This window comes from Bizionia argentinensis JUB59 (assembly GCF_000224335.1).
In the GTDB taxonomy this organism is placed as follows: domain Bacteria; phylum Bacteroidota; class Bacteroidia; order Flavobacteriales; family Flavobacteriaceae; genus Algorimicrobium; species Algorimicrobium argentinense.
The window spans coordinates 1-18415 of the sequence record NZ_AFXZ01000050.1 but is presented as its reverse complement, the minus strand read 5'-3'; the positions used below and the strand labels follow the sequence as shown (position 1 = coordinate 18415).

The following is an 18415-nucleotide window of genomic DNA, read 5'->3' as shown; positions in this document are numbered from 1 at the left end:
ATTGATTATGAAAAACAAAATACTTTTATTGATGCTGGTCTTGTCCAGCTTATCGTTTGCTCAAAACCAAACCTTACCAGAAGGATTTGTGTATGCCAAAACTATAATTCCTAATATTGATGTAGAATTACGTTACTATTCAACTCATAATTTTGTTGGAGATACTATTACAGGATATCATGCAAATACATTAATCGTCTCGAAAGCGACTGCTAAAGCATTAAAAAAGGTGCAGGATGAATTGTCTGACCAAAACTTATGTCTGCGGGTTTACGATGCTTATCGACCACAACGTGCGGTTAATCATTTTATTAGATGGGCCAAAGATCTTGATGATACGTGCATGAAATCAGAATTCTATCCAGAAGTAGAAAAGAAGCGCTTGTTTGGTGACGGTTATATTGCTTCACGATCGGGACATAGTCGTGGAAGTACAGTAGACTTAACTATTATTGATGCTAATACCATGGAACCTTTGGATATGGGGAGTCCGTTCGATTTTTTTGGTGAATCGTCTTGGACAGCGCATAACAATTTAACCACTGTTCAAAAGAAGAATCGTCAGTTATTGCAAACCGTTATGAAAAAGCATGGTTTTCGTAATTATCCAAAAGAGTGGTGGCACTTTACGCTGCGTGGTGAACCGTTTCCAAAAACATTTTTTGACTTTGAAGTTAAATAGTTTTGTCCTTCACCTTAAAAAAAACAGTTAGGCGCTTAAGTACAAAAAGAACGTTTCATTTTCAAGTCTCACATTTTATTTTCCAAAATATTTCACAAATACCAATACGCCCAATACATCAGCCCAAATTGTAAGGGAATACGAAGTATTAGTAGCCATTTTGGAATTCCTGCCGAGGCTTTTTCACTTGAAAGCATATAAAAATGTACGAGTAAAAATACCGTTAGCATAGCGATTATTGCATAAATTGCTAGGCTTTTAGTCTTCGGGAAACACAATGCGATACCTAAACCTATTTCGAGCAAGCCACTTATAAGGACTAATGCTTTATGGCTAGGTAAATACCGCGGCATAATACGCATATACATTTTTGGTTTTATAAAATGTATTACTCCTGCTAACACATACATGCCAGCCATTGAATATAAATGCCAAGGATTATTCATCTTTATAAACTTTATAAGTAAAACCTATTCCGTAATTTATTAAATCTTTCTTCAATAATCCAGACTCAATATTGCCACGCTTAAATTGTACCCAATTATTCCCGTTTATAAACACACGCTTTATATAGGTGTTATGTAAAGATACTTCGTCTGTAAATGGTAGTAAAGGCCTGAAATTGGTTGGGATTTTTACAATGCCATCCGGACCTTTTAATTCTTTATATTTTTTATTGGGAAGTAGTTTTCCTGCCTTGTCTGTATAGCCTAATACTTGTATAGAGACGAAGAAGCCCGATTTTGGAATCGTCATATTATATGGGCTAACATTTAGGTTCTGTACGTCACCATCTTTTTCTGTAGCACGAAATACAATGTTCTCATACGTTAAAACGTTACCTGGAACACCGTTATTATTCTTATAAAATTTCACTTTAAATAGTGTTGAAAAAGGCTGTTTTTCAGCATTTTTGCGTTTTCGTTTTTCCCAGTCTTTAGACTCTAAAGTAATCGGGAAATGGATAGTACTTATTTTCTTTAGTTTATTATCCGAGTTCTTAAAGAACACGGCAATTTCAGATTCAATTGTTGGTAACCAACACGAATAATAATCGTCATCCAAATACGGTTTTAGCGTTTCCTCTTTAAATTTTCTATTTTCAGCAATGAGAATAACTTCATCTAACTCACTGACTTCTTCATCTAAAAAAATAATTTTTTTTAGACCAGCTGTTGCAACCGTTTTATCTTGGTAACCCAATGCGGAAATATATAGTGTATCTATATCAGGATAAATTTTAAAGTTGAAAATAAATTGACCTTCATCGTCCGCAAATAATCCTTGTCCGTCTCCAAAAGATACTGTAGCGTAAGAAATAGGGGTTTTAGATTGGCTATCTTGAATAGTTATTTGAGCCATTCCTAATAACGTAAATGAAAAAAAAATATAGAAAAGAAGCCGTTTTTGCATGTGCAATTAAGATGTTTTGAAAAATAAAGGTACAATTAATAATATAGAAGTCTATCTAAAAAAAGACGATTTGCTTAAGCGTATACAAAGCTAACGCTGCAGATAATCTTACTAATTCATACGTTCGAATTTTACATGACAAAAACAATGAATAGCCAACTTTAACACTATTAATTGATATTTTAACTTTTTTAAGTGAATTTTAGCTAATTAAGTTCAATTCTTAACGAAAATTTTAGAGTGTTTTTGGTTGGTTTACACTTACTTTATTGAAACAAAAAAAATTTAATATGAAAATGAAACTTTTATTTTTACCTGTAATCTTAATGGTTGTTATATTTAGCTCTTGTAGTGGAGACGATGATATCATAGATCGTATAAGTACTCTTAATGACATTCCGGCCGATGCAGAATTAAGCATTGATTATTTACCCGTTAATTTGTTTGAAATTCCAATAGAACAGAATCTTGATTTGCGTCAACTTATAAAAGATCAATTAGGAGTTGATGGCACCTTAAATCAAGTTAAGGATGTTGAATTGGATGCCATGGTAATCGAGTTAATAAGTGCAGACAACCGAGATAATTTTGATTTTCTAGATTCAGTTATATTAGGAGTTAGAACTGACGATTTAGCTTATATGGAAGTAGCTTCACTAGACGAGGTGCCTACGGGAGTTACGAGTATAGACTTAAATACAGTTAATGATTTTTACATAGATGAGTATGCTAAATCTGAAACGTTAAAACTAGTCGTTAAATTTAAAAGTACCCAAGATGTCTACAATTTAAGCATAAAATTGAAGATGAAGTTTGATGCTCAAATTGATCCATCATTATAAACTAATTTAGAATAAGCTTCAAGTCCTGTGCGAAAGTTCAGGACTTTTTTTTGCTTTAGAATAACTGATTGAATAATATTAAATTTTCGTTCTAATTTTTCTTCTCGTCAAAATCGAATAATAATTGAACGTTTTAAAAAAGACACTTATTAAATATTAACTTTTAATACCATCGTTTCTTTTTCTTTCTAGATGCCGCACTCTTACGACCCTTTTTATTATTGTTGGTTGTATCTTTAGATTTGTGGTTTATGGCTTTGGCATTAGGATCCAAAGGATATGGGTGACTTTCTTCCACAGGAATATCTATTTGAAGAAGCTGCTGTATGGTAGTAATATAATTTTTTTCGTCGGCACCACAAAAAGAATAAGCCATACCTGTACTTCCTGCACGACCAGTGCGGCCAATTCGGTGAATGTAAGTTTCTGGAATATTTGGTAGATCGAAATTAATAACAGCATCCAACTCGTTAATGTCAATACCTCTTGCCGCCACATCGGTAGCAATAAGGATGTTAACGGATCCGCTTTTAAATTTTTTTAAGGCTTCTTGTCTATCGGTTTGTGTTTTATCGCCATGAATGGTTTCTACATTATAACCGTTTTTAATTAAAGAAGCTTCCAATTTATCAACACCAAATTTAGTACGTCTAAAAATTAAAATACTACCTTTTATTTCATTGCGAAGTAAATGTAAGCACAATTCTATTTTGTTCTGTTTTGGTACATAATATAAAATTTGTCCAATATTTTTGGCTGCCGAAGATGTGGTTGTGACCTCAATACGTTCAGGCGACTTTAAAATAGTGTTCGCTAATTGTTCCACTTTAAATGGCATGGTTGCTGAAAACAGTAAAATTTGTTTTTCTGCAGGACATAAATTAACAATATGCTTAACATCGTCAATAAAACCCATGTCTAACATTAAATCGGCTTCATCTAAAACTAATATTTCAACCGCATCTAAATTGATTATGTCTTGCTTTTCCAAGTCCATTAAACGACCTGGTGTAGCAATTAAAATATCCACACCTTTGGCAAGGACATCTACTTGCGGTTTTTCTGAAATGCCACCAAAGATAACCGTAGTTCGCAAATTTGTATGTCGGCCGTAAGCTTTAAAATTGTTACCTATTTGTAGAGCTAGTTCTCTTGTAGGACTTACTATTAATGCTTTTATGGTTTTGCCACCACGTGGCGCTTCCTGATTTTTTGAGAGCAATTGAAGAATTGGTAGCGCAAAAGCAGCTGTTTTTCCTGTACCTGTTTGTGCCGATGCAATTACATCTTTTTTGGCTAAAACCTGTGGAATAGTTTGCAATTGAACTCCAGTTGGTTGTTTATAACCTTGTTCTTCTATAGCTTTTAAAAGCGGATCAATTAATTGTAAGTCTTTAAATGACATGTCGTGCGTATTTGGGACAAATATACGCGAAAAGTTTGGTGTGATATGAGATTTTTTATATAAGTCTGGATGACATTTATTTATGCCGGATCTTATTTTATGTCTATTTTCTTTCCCGAATGCTTGGGGCTTACATCCATAATAATATCTAAAAACACTTTGGTTCTAGCAAAGTATTCTCTAATTTTTACTTTCATGCCAGAGCGGCCAGGAACATCTTTTGCATTAAAACCGATGACTTTTATTCCGTGATGTTCCGCAATATAAATAGCTCTTTCGTTATGAAATTTTTGCGAAATAACCGTAAAGCTATTCTGTCCGAAAATTTTTTGAGCTCGTACTACAGAATCCAAGGTTCTGAAACCGGCATGATCCAGAAAAATATTTTCTTCAGGAATACCTCTTGCTAAAAGTTCATTTTTAAAATCTCTAGGTTCATCGTAATATTTAGTACCGTTGTCGCCACTAACCAATATGAAATCAATTTTATTGTTTTGGAAAAGCTTGACGGTTGCGTCAATACGATATTGAAAATACGGATTAATTTCACCTGTTTTTAAACGTTTAGAAGTGCCCAGAACAACGCCTACTTTATTTTTAGATATTTCCGAAACATTAGAAAACGTCTTGTTTTCAGCATTTAATTCAATAGAGAAATGAGAGATTAGTACCATAACGATAGGCGCAACTATAATAAAAAGTAATATTATGGTAAGTCTCTTTTTCATATTTTTTTCTTCTTTTAGGATACTAAATTTAGAGTTTTAAAAGCATCTAACATTTTTTGCAAGTAAAAAAAAGTGCGCATCTAAAACTCTTATGGATGCGCACAATAATAGTTTAAAGTGTTTCTTGCAACCACTTAAAAAACTCGTGTTGCCAAACCTGCGCATTTTGTGGTTTTAAAACCCAGTGATTTTCTTCAGGGAAATATACTAATTTACTTTTTACGCCTAAAAGTTGTGCTGCTTGATAAGCGCTTAAACCTTGCTCAATTGGAACACGGTAATCTTTTCCGCCTTGAATTATTAAAATAGGCGTATTCCATTTTGATACATGCGTAATTGGGTTAAACTCATTGTAAGCTTTTTGTGCGACTTTGTTACTTTTATCCCAATATGAACCGCCAAAATCATTGTTTACAAAGAATAACTCTTCCGTAGTTCCGTACATGCTTCGGGTATCGAAAACACCATCGTGGGAAATAAAAGACTTAAAACGATTCTCATGAATTCCCGCTAAATAAAATACGGAATAGCCACCGAAACTAGCGCCAATTGCTCCCAAACGGTCATTGTCCACATAGGGCTCTTTTGCAAGATCGTCAATGGCAGAAAGATAATCGTCCATAACTTGGCCACCCCAATCTTTACTAATAGCTGCATTCCATTCTACACCGTGTCCTGGCATTCCACGACGATTTGGCGCTACAATAATATAACCTTGCGAAGCCATTAACTGGAAATTCCAGCGGAAAGAATAAAACTGGCTTAATGGCGATTGCGGACCACCTTGTGCATATAATAATGTTGGATATTTTTTAGAAGCATCAAAGTTAGGTGGTAAAATAACCCATACTAACATTTGCTTGCCATCTGTGGTCGTTACATAGCGCTTTTCAACTTGTGGTAAATCGATGCTATTATATAAGTCGTCATTAATACTAGTTAAGGCTTTAAAGCTTTTATTTTTTAAATTAAAACTGAAAATTTCAGCTGCATGGTTCATATCTGTTCTTGTCACTAAAAGAGAATTATTATCTTGTGTAATAATACTGGTAACATCAAACTGACCTTCTGAAAGCTGTTCAACAACTGGAGCAATTCGTTTTTTACCAGGATAATTTACTTTAAAAAGTTGAATTGTTCCATCAACAGGTGCAGTAAAATAAACGTCTTTTCCATTGTTATGCCATAAAAAGCTGTTAACGGTGCCATCCCAGTTCGCTGTTAAATTCTGTTTTACGCCATTATTTAAAACAACAATATCATTTTTATCACTTTCATTTCCATCGGTTTTCATTTGCAACCAAGCCAAAGTACCATCGGCAGAAAAAGCAGGATTGGTATCGTAACCGCTGTTATCCTCTGTAATGTTTTTTGTGGTTTTAGAATCCAGATCGTATTTGTAAATATCGGTGTTCGTACTAGTCGCGTAAGCTTTACCTTTTAGTTTTTTGCTAACGTAGTAAATGGATTTTCCGTCTGGCGACCAAATGTAATCTTCATCTCCACCAAAAGGACGTTGCGGTGTATGATATGGTTCGTTTTGCATAATATCGATGCCAGTTTCATCGTCCGATCCTTCTTTTTTATAGAATAAGTGATTGTAACTTCCATCTTGCCAAGTATCCCAATGACGAATATCTAAATCGTCAAAAACATACACATTAGCATCTTCTAGGTTTTTATAAAGGTCGTTTCCTTTAATATCTTCAATATGAACTTCTTTATGAAATAACTTGTGTTTCCCGTTAGATGATACATTTTTATCTTTCGCTTGGACATCTTCTTTTTTAATTTCGACTAATTCTCCACCGGAAACCGGCATTTTAAAGAATTTAGAGTCGAAGATATTCGCTTGAATATTGGGCGTTTTTATTTCAAGAAAGATTGTCGATCCCTCTTGGTTCAAACCCATTACGCTTAATCGTTCTACTTGCCATAATAATTCGGGCGTCATTTTTTGTTGTGCTATCATGAAACTACTACTCAAGATTAAACTGAAAATTAAAAATTTATTTTTCATAAGGGTTTTTTTTAATGGATATGTGATTTGCTCATTGTTGGTTTTATAGAAAAATTAAGATTTTCCTGGAAGTCAACACTTTTTTTACAGAATGTGAATTTATGAATTTCCTTTTAGTTAAAAAATAGATACCAATAACTTATAAGAAAATAATTGCGATCAATGGTCTTGCATTATAAATAGGTTATAACAGTTTTTGTTTATAAAAGATGCGTGTTTGTTTGATGAGATTTTTCAGCAAAATCTAAAGAAACAAACACGCACTTTTATGTTGTATTAAAATAACATTACAACGTATCGAATAACTATTTTATTTAAGAAAGGTCTATATCAGTAATGTTAATATTTAATGCTTTTGCAACGCCTTCTCCATATTTTGGATCGGCTTTATAACAGTTTTTAATATGTCTTTCTTTAATAAATTTTTCAGCACCACCAACTTCTGCAGCGGTATTTTCAAATAATACCTGTTGTTGCTCGGCTGTCATAATTCTAAAAAGATTTCCAGGTTGTGTGTAATAATCTTCGTCTTCACGATGGTCATAATGAAATGCAGCACCTTCTAATTCCAAGGAAGGTTCAGTGAATTTTTTTTGTTCTCGCCATTGGCCGTAATATTGAATTTTCAGTTAATCAAACACTAAAATAAGCATTTTTTTACATGTTGATAAAAACTACGTTGCACTTTAAGCGCCTTTTTTTTTAGTTTCAGTTAAGATTTGAAGGTCAGTTGCGTAATCGGAAATATTATATTTTTCATTTGGTATCGACTTGTTGAGATATTAATAATACCTCATGTTCTATTGACATATATCTAATCAATAAATTCTATGCAAATCGAACAAAGCAAACAATAGTTTATGGCTATATTTGTAAAAAAATAAAAACTAAATCTTTCCGAATAGTTATGTCTCAACCACTTTTTAATCCTTTCAAGGATTTAATTTTCGATGAACATTTTTGCTTCCTTTCAGGAGCTTTGACCAATGAGAATATTACCGTTTTCCCGCAGTGGCTTATGGATCATTTTAAATTGGGTGATGAGCGAATTGAGATGATGGACAAAGCTAAAACTTATAACTATTCAGATCTTAAATTACCGTGTACTTCAGAAGTGAAAATAGCTTTTGAAGCATTGGATGTAAAAGTTCAGGCTGCTTATAAAAATGGTTTTGAAGGCATGGCATCGCTGGATGAGGAATTACTGTTTCAGTGGTCTGGTAGAATGGTTTATGGTCTGTTATATTATGAAATGACTTACGAAAGAGATAGACTTTTAAAACGAGGAGAGGAATTTGAGCTTTCTTCTGCGCTGAAGGAACGTTTTGGGCATTTTCACTTAATGCTACAGTCGCTGATTGAACCGATTACTTTCGTTGGGAAAAAACCTTGGACCATTGCGGTATTTCCTCTTAAATATTCTGCTGATATTTTTAGTTATCGGGACGATGCTATTAACTTAATGCTACAATTTGGTGTTAACGGCTTTGGTTTTATTGCCTGTTTACAAGATAATGGTGTAATCGGGGAGAAGCAAAAAGAAATCCTCGATAAAATGGAAGGGCACGTGTTACACCCCGTTCAGTTTGAAGAGTTGTACGCTAGGTTTCATTATTCTGATTATATATTACAATATAAACCGAACTACAAAGTTGAAAGCCGTGATACTGGTATTACCATAGAAGTTGATACGGATGGAAAAGAACCTATTTTTGGGTTTTGGGATGAAAATATATTTGCGCAATTACTTTCCAATTATTGGCAGGTTTACGGTATTGAAAGAGAGGATATTCTTAAGTTTCAGAAACCGCCGTTAAGCTTTCTTGAAAACCCGTTTAATGAAAACTTTATTAATCCAGAAACGATTGCTTTACCGTTTTAAAAGTTTATTCATCTATAATAAATCTATTTTTTAATAGAAAACTTTCCGAATACCGATAAAAACAAAAACCATAAGGGTGTAGATTAAGAAGAACGGAAGAATAAATGCTTTTAGCTCTAATATTAGCATAATAGCTATAATAAGTAATTGGAAGCCTAAACCAAATGTAGAAATACAGGTCATCAACCAAGTTGGTAAGATTTTACCTTGATCTGCGTTACTATCTAGCATATAAATGGTTTTATCAAAAGAGCCATAAAGTAGTTTATACAAAGCAAAAAGTGTATTTACATGCTGTTGTTTTTCGCCTGGCAAAGCTATTGGCGTGTCATTTTCAAATACGCGACTGGTTGTATCACCATCAAATTTATTTCTTAAAATAACGTAGTAATAATTGTAAAGAGTACCTTGTAATTGTAAACCTAAAAAAGCTAAAAGGCATATCCAAAAAGCGGTATCAGAAATATACCAAATAGAAATAAAGATTAAAGCATTTAATACAATGTCTGCTACCGAATCTAAAAAGCGACCCGTATAAGATGGTTTCTGTTTCACTCGAGCTAACTCACCATCCGCAGCATCTAAAATAGACTTCAAAATTAAAAAGAAAGCTGCTAGCCAATAATACCCTTCTAGAATACACCAAATACCTATTAGCCCCGATATTATAAAACTAATAGTTACATGAATAGGTGTGAAGTTAGTATGCTTTAATGCATTTGCAATGATTTTAGCTATTGGTCTTCCATAATCAGAAAGATCTAAAAACTTATGTTCTTTGGGTAATTTGGACATGTAATGTCTTAAAAAATGTAGTGCGGAATATACCAAAATAAATAAGCGCAAAGATAGAACTAAATCAGAGCTTATAAATTGATTTTAGAAAGGAATAATACTTAAAATTCAGCATTATATTTTGATGTTGTTCTGTAAGTGAAATATTATTTAATTCGTAAGATTAAGAACGTATATAAATAATTAATTGAGCAAATTAAAACCGAGCATATCTGCGTGTCTAGAAATACAGACCCTCTTTTACCAACACGCAGGTATGACGGTTTTCGTTTTAGAGCTTTTCTTTTTAAATTAAATACAAACAGCGTTGTAAATTGGTAAAATATTAGATTTAAAAATAACGTTTAAAAAGATTTAATCCTTTAACTGGACACCAAAATAATAACCTGGAACGACGTCAACAGATACTGGTGTTACTATTCCTGAATTTGGGGTTAAATCTATTGCCGTAACCGTAGATGTATTCAATACATGAGAATTTAAACTGTAGATATAATAGTATTCTGTTTCATAATCCAGTACTGCTGAAATTTTACTGCCGTTTGAAGTGAAGGTATAGGTCAAGTCTGCAACAACAGTTTCAACGCCTGTGGCTTCATCGAATTTAACTAATTGTTTTGTTGAGGTATCCTCTCTAACTAAATAAAATGTATCGTGAGAAGGCGATGCAGGATTTGGATTATTTATATATTCTAAACCATCTCTAGTTTCTAAAGTAAGTTGCTTTGGATAAGAAGGAGCAAGAGAACCTGCTCCAGAGGTATTAATTTTATAAAAATTATGACTCGCAATTATATACAAGAAATCACCTTTAGAAGTCATGTTAGAACAACGCGCAGTAGGCAAAAGCTGAATAGGATTGAATGTAGTCATTGCCGTCATAGTTAAAACATCATATTCTCTTAACTCATAATTTACAACCATAAAAAAACGGCCATTTATAAATTCCATGGCATTTATATGAGGAATTGGGAACTCCAAAGGAGCAGGAGTTGTTGCAGACGAAGCATCATATACGAGTACTCTGTCTCCTGTGGAAACTACATATCGTTTTGCACCTTGAATATTAATTTTAGAATAAGCAGAAGATTGGGTCATTCTTAAACTAGTTCCAAAAGTTGCTGGCAAGAAAGTGTCGTCTCTTTTAAAACCTGCTGGAGAAGTTCCGAAATCTTCATTAAACTCCCATTCATTGCAGGCAAAGGCACCTGTATTTTGAGTTTCAATATATAAATGATTAAAAGTATTTGGAACAACTACTGGCGTAATTGGGTCTGAAGAAGAGTCACAACTGGATATAGTTATAATGCATATAGTTAATAATAAAATATTAGTTTTCATAATCTGTTCTTTTAGGTTATATGTACTTATATCCAAATAAGACAGGTTTTGTTACCTATATATTAACAAACTAATAGAAAAACGCAATAAAAATTTTAATATGACCATTTTAAATGGAGTGACTTAGATCCGGAGAATTTTAGAGACTATGGAATGAAGTAAGCTAATGGACGTTGTTTTATTATTTTTTGTAACTAACTATATTTTATCTTCAAAATAATTATAAGAAAAAAGTGCTTATGTACAAATTTGGTCCACTGTATTGGGAAGTTTAGATATGTTTCTCACGAGCATAATTCGTTAAAGAGTTGTTAACTAATTTAGAAAATATAAAACGAACCTGTCTACAGGCAAGAGGCTGGAGAATCCTTAAGTACCATAAGAGACAGGTTTATAACATTTTTGTTTTGAGCTGTTGCGTAAAACTTAATTACAAACAGCATATTGGTGATTTTTTAAGAATGCGATTAATGTTATTTAGATTTCTTTAATCTCTTTTCTTCTTTCTTTTCTTTAGGTGTTTTTGTAGCTTCTTTTTTAACGTTCTTCTTTGCATCTTTACTTTTAGCCATAATATCTTTTTTTAAAATTTGTGTGTATAAATTTAAGTGTTTATTAAATACGTATTAAGGTTGAATTCATTTTTATTCAATTTTTAATTGAGTTCTGTAAATTCTGCTTAATCCGTTTTTACTTGTATCAATATACTCTTTAAATTCAGAAATAGTATTGAAACTTTTAGGAACAATATTATTTCGTTTACTTGTAAAATATAATGTTTGCGTTTCTTCATCATAAAACGGGCAGTATTCCATGTATTTTGTATTAATTGGAATACCTAGATTTTTTGCCTTCGCCCAATTTTCATTTTCATCTTTTTTAGAAATATATAAATCACCACTTCCTTGACCGTCTTTTTCGTTATACTTTGAAAATAAGATAAAATCTTCATTCTTGGAAATAAACGCGTTAAATTCGTAGCCAGCACTATTAATATTTTCATTTAATAAAACAGGATTTTGATATTTCCCGTTTTCCCATCTACTAAAGTATATGTCGTCTTTCCCTAATCCACTAGGAGCGTCCATTGTAAAATATAAATTATTGTTGTTACTAACAGTAGGATAAAATTCGTCTAGATCTGAATTTATATGTTTTCCTAAATTTTTAGGTTCCGACCATTTGCCGTCTTTATTATCTCTATCAACATACCAAATGTCAAAGTCCTTTTTAGCAATAGAGGAACTATCTAGCGGTCTATCGGAAACAAAAAAGAGTCGATTTCCATTGCCTGATAAAAAAGGCTCTAAATACATATAGGAATCACAAAAAGGTAATAGTTCTGGTTCTAACCATTCGTTATTTTTCTTTTTAATAAAGGCTAGCTGTGAGATTTCGGCATTAGGACTTTGTATCGTGAAAAAGGCTTCAGAGCCATCGGTAGAAATTGAGAAATCACGAACATTATGAAATTGATTTAGCTTTTTATCAAATTGAATAACTTTCTTTTCATTTTGAGCTATAATTGAACTTGAAACTAAAATTAATGCAATTATTAATCTAATTTTTAACATGGTTTTATTTTCTTGAAATTAGTTACTTATCCATGTTTAAAAGCTAATGGACTTATATTGTCTGCTAAAAAAGTTAATTTTAAACTAGCAGAATTCTTTATCCTAAATGATTCCACGCCGGAACATGGTCTTTCTTAATCTGTAAAACAGCATATAAAATGACAATACCGAGCAAACCCAATAAGGATTGGCCAATACCTATTCCTATATTTATATTAACAAATAAAGCAATTAAACTGGTGCCGAGAAACCCCCAAAAACCTATTTTATTCCATTGAAATAATAATACGGCGAAAATAACATTTGCAATTCCTATAAGTGCCAAAACAATCATCATCAAATTTGAAATGTCACCTCCAAGGTTTTGAGATACTGTATTTCCAGCCAAAAGGTATGATAATGATGTTAAGGCGTTAACAATTATCATTAAAATTAGCCAAGCCGTTACACAGCCATGTCTTTGTTTTGCGGTGCTTATGTTTTTGTTTAAATGATCCATATTTAATTTTAGTCTTAATTCCAAAACTAAACATTTTTTTGAAACCAAACTCTATTTTTATTTTGCGCTAATAAGAACGGTCCACCGATAAGAAAAGAGTGTAATTTTATTTTTGGAAGTGAGGGGTATTAAAGATGATCTATGGTATACATAGAGTGGGGTATAAAAGATTAACATATGCCGTATACATATAAATATGACAGCCGTTTTATCTATTTTATTTGCGTGAATATTTTTTTAAATCGGGTAGGAAATGGATCTATTAAATAGGTTTCTTCATTTGTAAAAGGATGAATAAATTTTAAAGAGTAGGCGTGCAAGTACAAACCTTTACCGTTTAAAATTAGATTATCAATGCCATAATCTTTATCTCCTAAAATAGGATTTCCAATATGGGAGAGATGTTTACGCAATTGATGGCGTCTTCCTGTTTCGGGTTCTAACTTTAACAAATTGAGTTTGCCAAATCTTGGTGACGCAACTGACTCGCAAACTGTGTAATTCGATTGTGACTCTTTACCATCGATTTCGGAAGTGATTTTACCGTTAACCTCCATGTCGCCAATAGAAATGGCGTAGTAGGTTTTTTTTATCTCTCTATTTTCAAATAATTTATTGAGTGCACGAATGCTACTTTCCGTTTTCCCAACTAATAAAATACCTGTTGTAGCAAAGTCTAATCGGTGAACCGGTTTTGGTATCGTTGCATCGGGAAGATTACTTCTTTTTAGGTTTTGAAATAATGCATTGGCAATGGTTTTAAAATTATTGCCGCTAACCAAAATGCCAGCAGGTTTATGAATAGCAGCCAAATACTCATCTTCGAATAATACGTCAAGATGAAAGATCAGTTTTTTCATTTGGCTGACGTCTTTTAAAACGCTTATACTAATGCATTCTCCACCATTTATAAAAGTAGCTGAGGTAGCAATAACACCATTTACCGTTACATACTGCTTCTTTAGTGCTTTTTTTAATGCTGATTTTGTTAAAGCAGCATGGAAAATACCTACGCCATATTCTTGGAGTCGAATAGGTGTTTGCAGTTGCGGAACAATATGAGATTCAGTAGGTGTAATGATATAGTTTTTTAAACGGGATTTTTATAGAAATAAGCAGATGTCCCTAGTATAGATACCAAATCTAATAAATTCAAATTAAAATTTGGGTATTCTTAAATCAAATCATTTTTAACCAGAAAAAACCACTCCATTGAGAAGTGATTCTGGCTTATTTATAAAATTGATTGAAATTTAGTAGAATGGTTTTGTGCATGATATTTTGAGTAACTAATTTATTTCATGAAAACCGAATATCATCCCGTTTGCTATCGGGAGCGAGTATTTCCGATAAGAATGTAAATTTAAGAGGAAGCTATTAGTTTTAAGCGGTGTTCAGCTTAAGTACTTAATTTTTTAGATTCACTTTCGGGATTTTTAAATAGCATAACTAAAATTGTAAGCCATAATATAGTACTAGTTGCATATTTTAATATGTCAGAGACTAAATTCATAGAGTTTACTAATGTGCCGATCATTAAAGTGCTTATAAAAGCGACCTTTAAATAATCGAGTTGTGTTTTATTTGTTTTCTTCATAAAATAATATAGATAAACTGTAAGTAAGGAAACAATCAAGAAATAGGGAGCATATTTCAATACGTTTATTTCAATTAATTCGAATTCGGTTAATAAGTTCATTCCTAGTACTATAAGAAAGAGTATTCCAAATGTTTTAAGAATTAGATTAAATTTCTCTTTAATGAAGGTACTTTTATAAAGAATAAAAATCAATCCAATAATTAAGGTGATTTTATAAATAATCTCAAAAAGATTAGTCTGTTTTTCATCTAAATTATTAGTTTTTATAAGTACATATCCTATTAAGCTTATAATAAGCATGGTTGGGATTGTGTATTTAAATATTTTGTCTTTCATATTGTTTGTTTAGGGGTTTTTGGTTAGTTACATGTAGTAGAGTCAGATGATTAATTAAAAACGGTGTTGTGTAGTTACTTCCTGCTGTTTAATTGATTTTCGACTATTTTTTCTAACTCACTTTGTTTAAAATCAAACCATTTTTCTCTGAAATCTGAATGATCTATGTTATATTTAAAATTCTGAAAGACCTTTTTATTTGCTAAAACATTTTCTAATTTCGACTTAAGGTTTTTGTCGGGTAGTTGCTCAACAAATCGCTCCATAATTTTAAATGACTCAAAACTTTCTAAAACATCAAATTTGATAAAATCTGCTTTTTGATTTTCCACTTTTTTTAAATCATCTCGAAAATCCTCTTTAAATTCTTCTTCCTCCAAGAATTGTGAGAAGCTCGGAATAGAAACAATTTCATTAGTTTTGGAATTATAATAGCAGTCAAATCCGCTATCCAATTCTTGCGCAATTTTCTTAATGATATTTTGTATTGTATTATCCAAAAAAACAACTGTGTTTATCTTCTTTTATTATTTTAATTATTTTTTCTAAATGAGTAGATACAGGAAATGGCTCGTAAATCTCCCACTTGCCACTTGCTCTCATCCAATATAAATTCCATTCTTTTCTTGTTTTGTAATAACGAATTTTAGCAAAATCAAATTGTTGTTTCTTTTTCCGGTCATTCCAGTCGGGTCGAATTTCAAATAGAATCACGATTTTTCCGTCATATGAATAGCCTACATCTACTTGTTCTCTAATTTCCAGATTTTCCGGACGTAATGATTCTACGTACTTTTTTATAGTTGATTCATTAATGTCAATCGTAGTATTTTTCATTTAATCCAGGTTTTTTTTCTGCATGTATAGTTTTGAAATATGGCTGCAGGTTAATTGATTTTACGTTGGTAATTAAACCGTCCGTTAGCAAATAATGAAAACCATATTCGGTGTTTTAAAGTCTAAAGATAAATTTAATCTTATTTGATTGTGTAAATTACTTGTGTTTTTTTTAAGCCTTCTTGGTTTGGGGCACGTTCGCAAATATCTGATCCATAAAGAGCTCGTTCTTTTATATTCCGTTTACAGGTTCAGCCAAGGCATTCTCATAATAATAATAATAATAATAATCTGTTATACTAACTCCTAATCTTTTTAATTTTTAGCATTTCGGTTTAGATTGCAGCAATGTTGCATGCCTTTATCCGAATGATGTATGTGTTATTTTATGTTTTTAACTTGACAAAGGATCTTGTTAAGTGCTCAAATGCATTCTTTGGGTTTCAGACTGTAAACTTAAATCATAGCCAACTATTCCCGTAAATACTTACTTGTAAAACGCGCAACGATTCAAGTCTTTGTAGATAAATAGCCTGTTTGGTTTATCTCAATATTTGATAAACTATCTGTTTCATAATTTGTAAAGCGTGTTATCTGCTTTTACTATTCGGTATGTCTTCCTGTCAAACTCATCGTCCATTTCTTTTTTAGAATATTCCTTTATCAGTTTTATCAAACCAATATTATATAAAACCTCTAAATATTTATAAGAAATATCATTCAATGAAAAAGATTCGGACTTTCCATTAATTTCAAGTGTTCAAGGATACCATATTGCTTCTCATATTCTGCAACTTGCAAAATTCCGCATTCAGTTTGGGTTTTACTTTTCAATTCAGCTTTTAATTAATCAAAGAAGCTAAAAAGTCCGCTGTTAATTTTATTCAGGATTTGAGTGATAAATTAATTTTATCCAAATAATCCATCTTTAAAATGTTCCCAATCTGAAAATATAGCTGAAGCGACAATAAATGTTATTAGAATTAAAGCAACTTTCAAATATTCTTTTTTCTTTAATTTACTTATCATCTTTTTAGGGTTTTACGGAAACACCCACTATATGGGTTTTACCGAAGTTGTAAACTGTATTTATTCCTGTAACATCCATTGAAGTAATTCTTCTTTGTCAACTATAGACCAGCTGTGCGGATGACGTACACCATTTGCTCTATATCCTTTATTCTGAGTTGGAATATATTCCACATTTTTATAGTTGTTGGAAGTCAAAAAATCTGCTAGTCTTTTTATATGAAAAGCATTCATTTGTTTATAATCGACACCCATATTTTATTTCCACCAGGTTTTATCAGGTTCTGTATAAAAACGAAGTTTGGTGTTCTTTAATTCTTTTAAATTTTGAAAATTTTGAGTTTCATAAGTGAATGCAGAATATTTTTCATAAGGTGCTATTTCTTCATTTGGATTTCCAAGTTGCTCATTAAAATATTTAAATAGAAATGAGCTTTCTCCTACTGAAGCTTCCGAAAAATTTCTTTTAATATTTCCTTCTGCAATACGAAATAATGCAGCCAGATCAATTGGAGAGTCTACCACGAACACTCCAGAGGGATTTAAATTGTATTCAAGATTTTGAGAAAGAAAATTACCGATTAATAGAGCTAGGCTTCCTCCACTGGATAATCCGCCAATATAGATTTTATCTGTCGGTAAATTATTTGTTATAAACAAGTCTTTAATAGTAACTGCTAATTGAGGTTTTTCACTTTCTTCGAGCCATAGTTTTCGATTGAAGTTTAAATATGCAACTGCTACGTTTTTCTCATTTGCTAAATCTGTTATAGGGAATTCATTTTCAATACTCGCAGCATCTTCTGGAAATGAACCAAATAATAGTAAAACAGCCTGTGTGTTATTTGGTTTATATAGATTATAAGATTCATTTGAAACCAAGTTATTTTGATCTTTATTTTTTTGGCTAAAAATAAAAATCGTAAAAAATAGAAAGGGAATAAGACTAATGTATTTAAGCATTTTCTTCATATAGATATTGTTTACAGTAATTTTGTAAATCAGAAGTGCAGACTTGCTTCATTTTGATTAGCGCTAAACTACGCATTTTTTATTTTTCACTTCGTTATTGATATCTCCATTCCCCTTGATATTTGGTCTTAATAAACCAGCCAAATCAATTGCCCTATTTATTTTTCAAGATAAAATTAAGCTATAATCTCGATTCTCTATATACCTCAAAGCTGAGTAAACTTCAATTTAAGACAACCAAGATTTATGTAAATAGCACCCACAAGAAAATAGGAAGTCTTAAAAAAGTGCTTAAATGCGTTCGTTTATTTTGGTTTTAGGGCGTTGTGCAACGGTTACCGGTGTTACCAGAAGTTATTCTTTCGTAAGTTTAAATGTTCCTCCACCTTGTTTTAAAGTCATTTGTTTATTATTAGAATCAAATTCTAAAACTATTCCTGCCTGCTTAAATTCAAACTTG

At 31.9% G+C, this 18415-nt stretch carries 19 protein-coding genes; 3 read left to right on the top strand and 16 right to left on the bottom strand.

All coding sequences use genetic code 11. The annotated features are described in order from the left end of the window. Window positions 1-7: 7 nt before the first annotated feature. A complete protein-coding gene (locus BZARG_RS12175; protein ID WP_008638914.1) occupies window positions 8-682 on the top strand; it encodes a M15 family metallopeptidase in 675 nt (224 codons plus the stop codon). Between the two features lie 92 nt (window positions 683-774). On the opposite strand, the gene BZARG_RS12170 is transcribed toward BZARG_RS12175, so the two are convergent. Beyond that, the gene (locus tag BZARG_RS12170) at window positions 775-1128 is read right to left on the bottom strand and encodes a DoxX family protein (protein WP_040288666.1); all 354 of its coding nucleotides are present in this window, start codon (window positions 1126-1128) and stop codon (window positions 775-777) included. Beyond that, complete coding sequence (locus tag BZARG_RS12165; protein WP_040288665.1) at window positions 1121-2095, bottom strand: hypothetical protein; 975 nt, start codon at window positions 2093-2095, stop codon at window positions 1121-1123. The genes BZARG_RS12170 and BZARG_RS12165 overlap by 8 nt, the downstream gene beginning before the upstream one ends. 290 nt (window positions 2096-2385) lie before the next feature. On the opposite strand from BZARG_RS12165, the gene BZARG_RS12160 reads away from it, so the two are divergent. Next, window positions 2386-2937: a hypothetical protein gene (locus BZARG_RS12160; protein ID WP_008638849.1), complete on the top strand. Its 552-nt coding sequence runs from the start codon at window positions 2386-2388 to the stop codon at window positions 2935-2937. Between the two features lie 163 nt (window positions 2938-3100). Here BZARG_RS12160 and BZARG_RS12155 read toward each other — a convergent pair whose 3' ends face one another. The 4 genes from BZARG_RS12155 to BZARG_RS12140 all read right to left on the bottom strand — a co-directional run bounded on the left by BZARG_RS12155 (window position 3101) and on the right by BZARG_RS12140 (window position 7662). Next, window positions 3101-4342 carry a DEAD/DEAH box helicase gene (locus BZARG_RS12155; protein WP_008638828.1) on the bottom strand — a complete coding sequence of 414 codons (1242 nt, stop codon included), beginning with the start codon at window positions 4340-4342 and terminating at the stop codon, window positions 3101-3103. Between the two features lie 92 nt (window positions 4343-4434). Continuing rightward, window positions 4435-5070: a SanA/YdcF family protein gene (locus BZARG_RS12150; protein ID WP_008638865.1), complete on the bottom strand. Its 636-nt coding sequence runs from the start codon at window positions 5068-5070 to the stop codon at window positions 4435-4437. 112 nt (window positions 5071-5182) lie between these two features. Next, complete coding sequence (locus tag BZARG_RS12145) at window positions 5183-7090, bottom strand: S9 family peptidase (protein WP_008638836.1); 1908 nt, start codon at window positions 7088-7090, stop codon at window positions 5183-5185. Window positions 7091-7404: 314 nt separating this feature from the next. Then, on the bottom strand, window positions 7405-7662 hold the full coding sequence (locus BZARG_RS12140; protein ID WP_008638882.1) for a catalase-related domain-containing protein: 258 nt from the start codon (window positions 7660-7662) through the stop codon (window positions 7405-7407). 335 nt (window positions 7663-7997) lie between these two features. Between BZARG_RS12140 and BZARG_RS12135 the strand changes: the two genes are divergently transcribed. After that, on the top strand, window positions 7998-8972 hold the full coding sequence (locus BZARG_RS12135; protein WP_008638877.1) for a hypothetical protein: 975 nt from the start codon (window positions 7998-8000) through the stop codon (window positions 8970-8972). A 30-nt stretch (window positions 8973-9002) separates the two neighbouring features. Here BZARG_RS12135 and BZARG_RS12130 read toward each other — a convergent pair whose 3' ends face one another. The 10 genes from BZARG_RS12130 to BZARG_RS12085 form a co-directional block, all read right to left on the bottom strand. Further along, window positions 9003-9767 carry a CDP-alcohol phosphatidyltransferase family protein gene (locus BZARG_RS12130; protein ID WP_008638881.1) on the bottom strand — a complete coding sequence of 255 codons (765 nt, stop codon included), beginning with the start codon at window positions 9765-9767 and terminating at the stop codon, window positions 9003-9005. 354 nt (window positions 9768-10121) lie between these two features. Then, the gene (locus tag BZARG_RS12125; RefSeq protein ID WP_008638895.1) at window positions 10122-11108 is read right to left on the bottom strand and encodes a hypothetical protein; all 987 of its coding nucleotides are present in this window, start codon (window positions 11106-11108) and stop codon (window positions 10122-10124) included. A 644-nt stretch (window positions 11109-11752) separates the two neighbouring features. Next, window positions 11753-12682 carry a TolB-like translocation protein gene (locus BZARG_RS12120; protein WP_008638878.1) on the bottom strand — a complete coding sequence of 310 codons (930 nt, stop codon included), beginning with the start codon at window positions 12680-12682 and terminating at the stop codon, window positions 11753-11755. Between the two features lie 97 nt (window positions 12683-12779). After that, window positions 12780-13181 carry a hypothetical protein gene (locus BZARG_RS12115; protein ID WP_008638851.1) on the bottom strand — a complete coding sequence of 134 codons (402 nt, stop codon included), beginning with the start codon at window positions 13179-13181 and terminating at the stop codon, window positions 12780-12782. A gap of 212 nt (window positions 13182-13393) precedes the next feature. After that, window positions 13394-14041, bottom strand: coding sequence for an RluA family pseudouridine synthase (locus BZARG_RS12110; RefSeq protein WP_008638883.1), 648 nt, complete (start codon window positions 14039-14041; stop codon window positions 13394-13396). 539 nt (window positions 14042-14580) lie between these two features. Then, window positions 14581-15117, bottom strand: coding sequence for a hypothetical protein (locus BZARG_RS12105; RefSeq protein ID WP_008638873.1), 537 nt, complete (start codon window positions 15115-15117; stop codon window positions 14581-14583). Between the two features lie 74 nt (window positions 15118-15191). Beyond that, the gene (locus BZARG_RS12100; protein WP_008638919.1) at window positions 15192-15617 is read right to left on the bottom strand and encodes a UPF0158 family protein; all 426 of its coding nucleotides are present in this window, start codon (window positions 15615-15617) and stop codon (window positions 15192-15194) included. Beyond that, window positions 15610-15954: a DUF3024 domain-containing protein gene (locus tag BZARG_RS12095; RefSeq protein ID WP_008638824.1), complete on the bottom strand. Its 345-nt coding sequence runs from the start codon at window positions 15952-15954 to the stop codon at window positions 15610-15612. The genes BZARG_RS12100 and BZARG_RS12095 overlap by 8 nt, the downstream gene beginning before the upstream one ends. 1089 nt (window positions 15955-17043) lie before the next feature. Next, window positions 17044-17238 (bottom strand): hypothetical protein, encoded by a 195-nt coding sequence (locus BZARG_RS12090; protein WP_008638888.1) that lies wholly within the window; start codon window positions 17236-17238, stop codon window positions 17044-17046. 3 nt (window positions 17239-17241) lie between these two features. After that, window positions 17242-17955, bottom strand: a complete 714-nt coding sequence (locus tag BZARG_RS12085; protein ID WP_008638855.1) for a hypothetical protein — start codon at window positions 17953-17955, stop codon at window positions 17242-17244. Between the last annotated feature and the right edge of the window lie 460 nt (window positions 17956-18415).

Coding starts and splice junctions, on each gene's coding strand:
- BZARG_RS12170 (WP_040288666.1), bottom strand. CDS start 1,128: ATGAATAATCCTTGGCATTTATATTCAATGGCTGGCATGTATGTGTTA.
- BZARG_RS12165 (WP_040288665.1), bottom strand. CDS start 2,095: ATGCAAAAACGGCTTCTTTTCTATATTTTTTTTTCATTTACGTTATTA.
- BZARG_RS12095 (WP_008638824.1), bottom strand. CDS start 15,954: ATGAAAAATACTACGATTGACATTAATGAATCAACTATAAAAAAGTAC.
- BZARG_RS12160 (WP_008638849.1), top strand. CDS start 2,386: ATGAAAATGAAACTTTTATTTTTACCTGTAATCTTAATGGTTGTTATA.
- BZARG_RS12115 (WP_008638851.1), bottom strand. CDS start 13,181: ATGGATCATTTAAACAAAAACATAAGCACCGCAAAACAAAGACATGGC.
- BZARG_RS12085 (WP_008638855.1), bottom strand. CDS start 17,955: ATGAAGAAAATGCTTAAATACATTAGTCTTATTCCCTTTCTATTTTTT.
- BZARG_RS12145 (WP_008638836.1), bottom strand. CDS start 7,090: ATGAAAAATAAATTTTTAATTTTCAGTTTAATCTTGAGTAGTAGTTTC.
- BZARG_RS12150 (WP_008638865.1), bottom strand. CDS start 5,070: ATGAAAAAGAGACTTACCATAATATTACTTTTTATTATAGTTGCGCCT.
- BZARG_RS12155 (WP_008638828.1), bottom strand. CDS start 4,342: ATGTCATTTAAAGACTTACAATTAATTGATCCGCTTTTAAAAGCTATA.
- BZARG_RS12130 (WP_008638881.1), bottom strand. CDS start 9,767: ATGTCCAAATTACCCAAAGAACATAAGTTTTTAGATCTTTCTGATTAT.
- BZARG_RS12105 (WP_008638873.1), bottom strand. CDS start 15,117: ATGAAAGACAAAATATTTAAATACACAATCCCAACCATGCTTATTATA.
- BZARG_RS12175 (WP_008638914.1), top strand. CDS start 8: ATGAAAAACAAAATACTTTTATTGATGCTGGTCTTGTCCAGCTTATCG.
- BZARG_RS12120 (WP_008638878.1), bottom strand. CDS start 12,682: ATGTTAAAAATTAGATTAATAATTGCATTAATTTTAGTTTCAAGTTCA.
- BZARG_RS12110 (WP_008638883.1), bottom strand. CDS start 14,041: ATGAAAAAACTGATCTTTCATCTTGACGTATTATTCGAAGATGAGTAT.
- BZARG_RS12135 (WP_008638877.1), top strand. CDS start 7,998: ATGTCTCAACCACTTTTTAATCCTTTCAAGGATTTAATTTTCGATGAA.
- BZARG_RS12090 (WP_008638888.1), bottom strand. CDS start 17,238: ATGGGTGTCGATTATAAACAAATGAATGCTTTTCATATAAAAAGACTA.
- BZARG_RS12125 (WP_008638895.1), bottom strand. CDS start 11,108: ATGAAAACTAATATTTTATTATTAACTATATGCATTATAACTATATCC.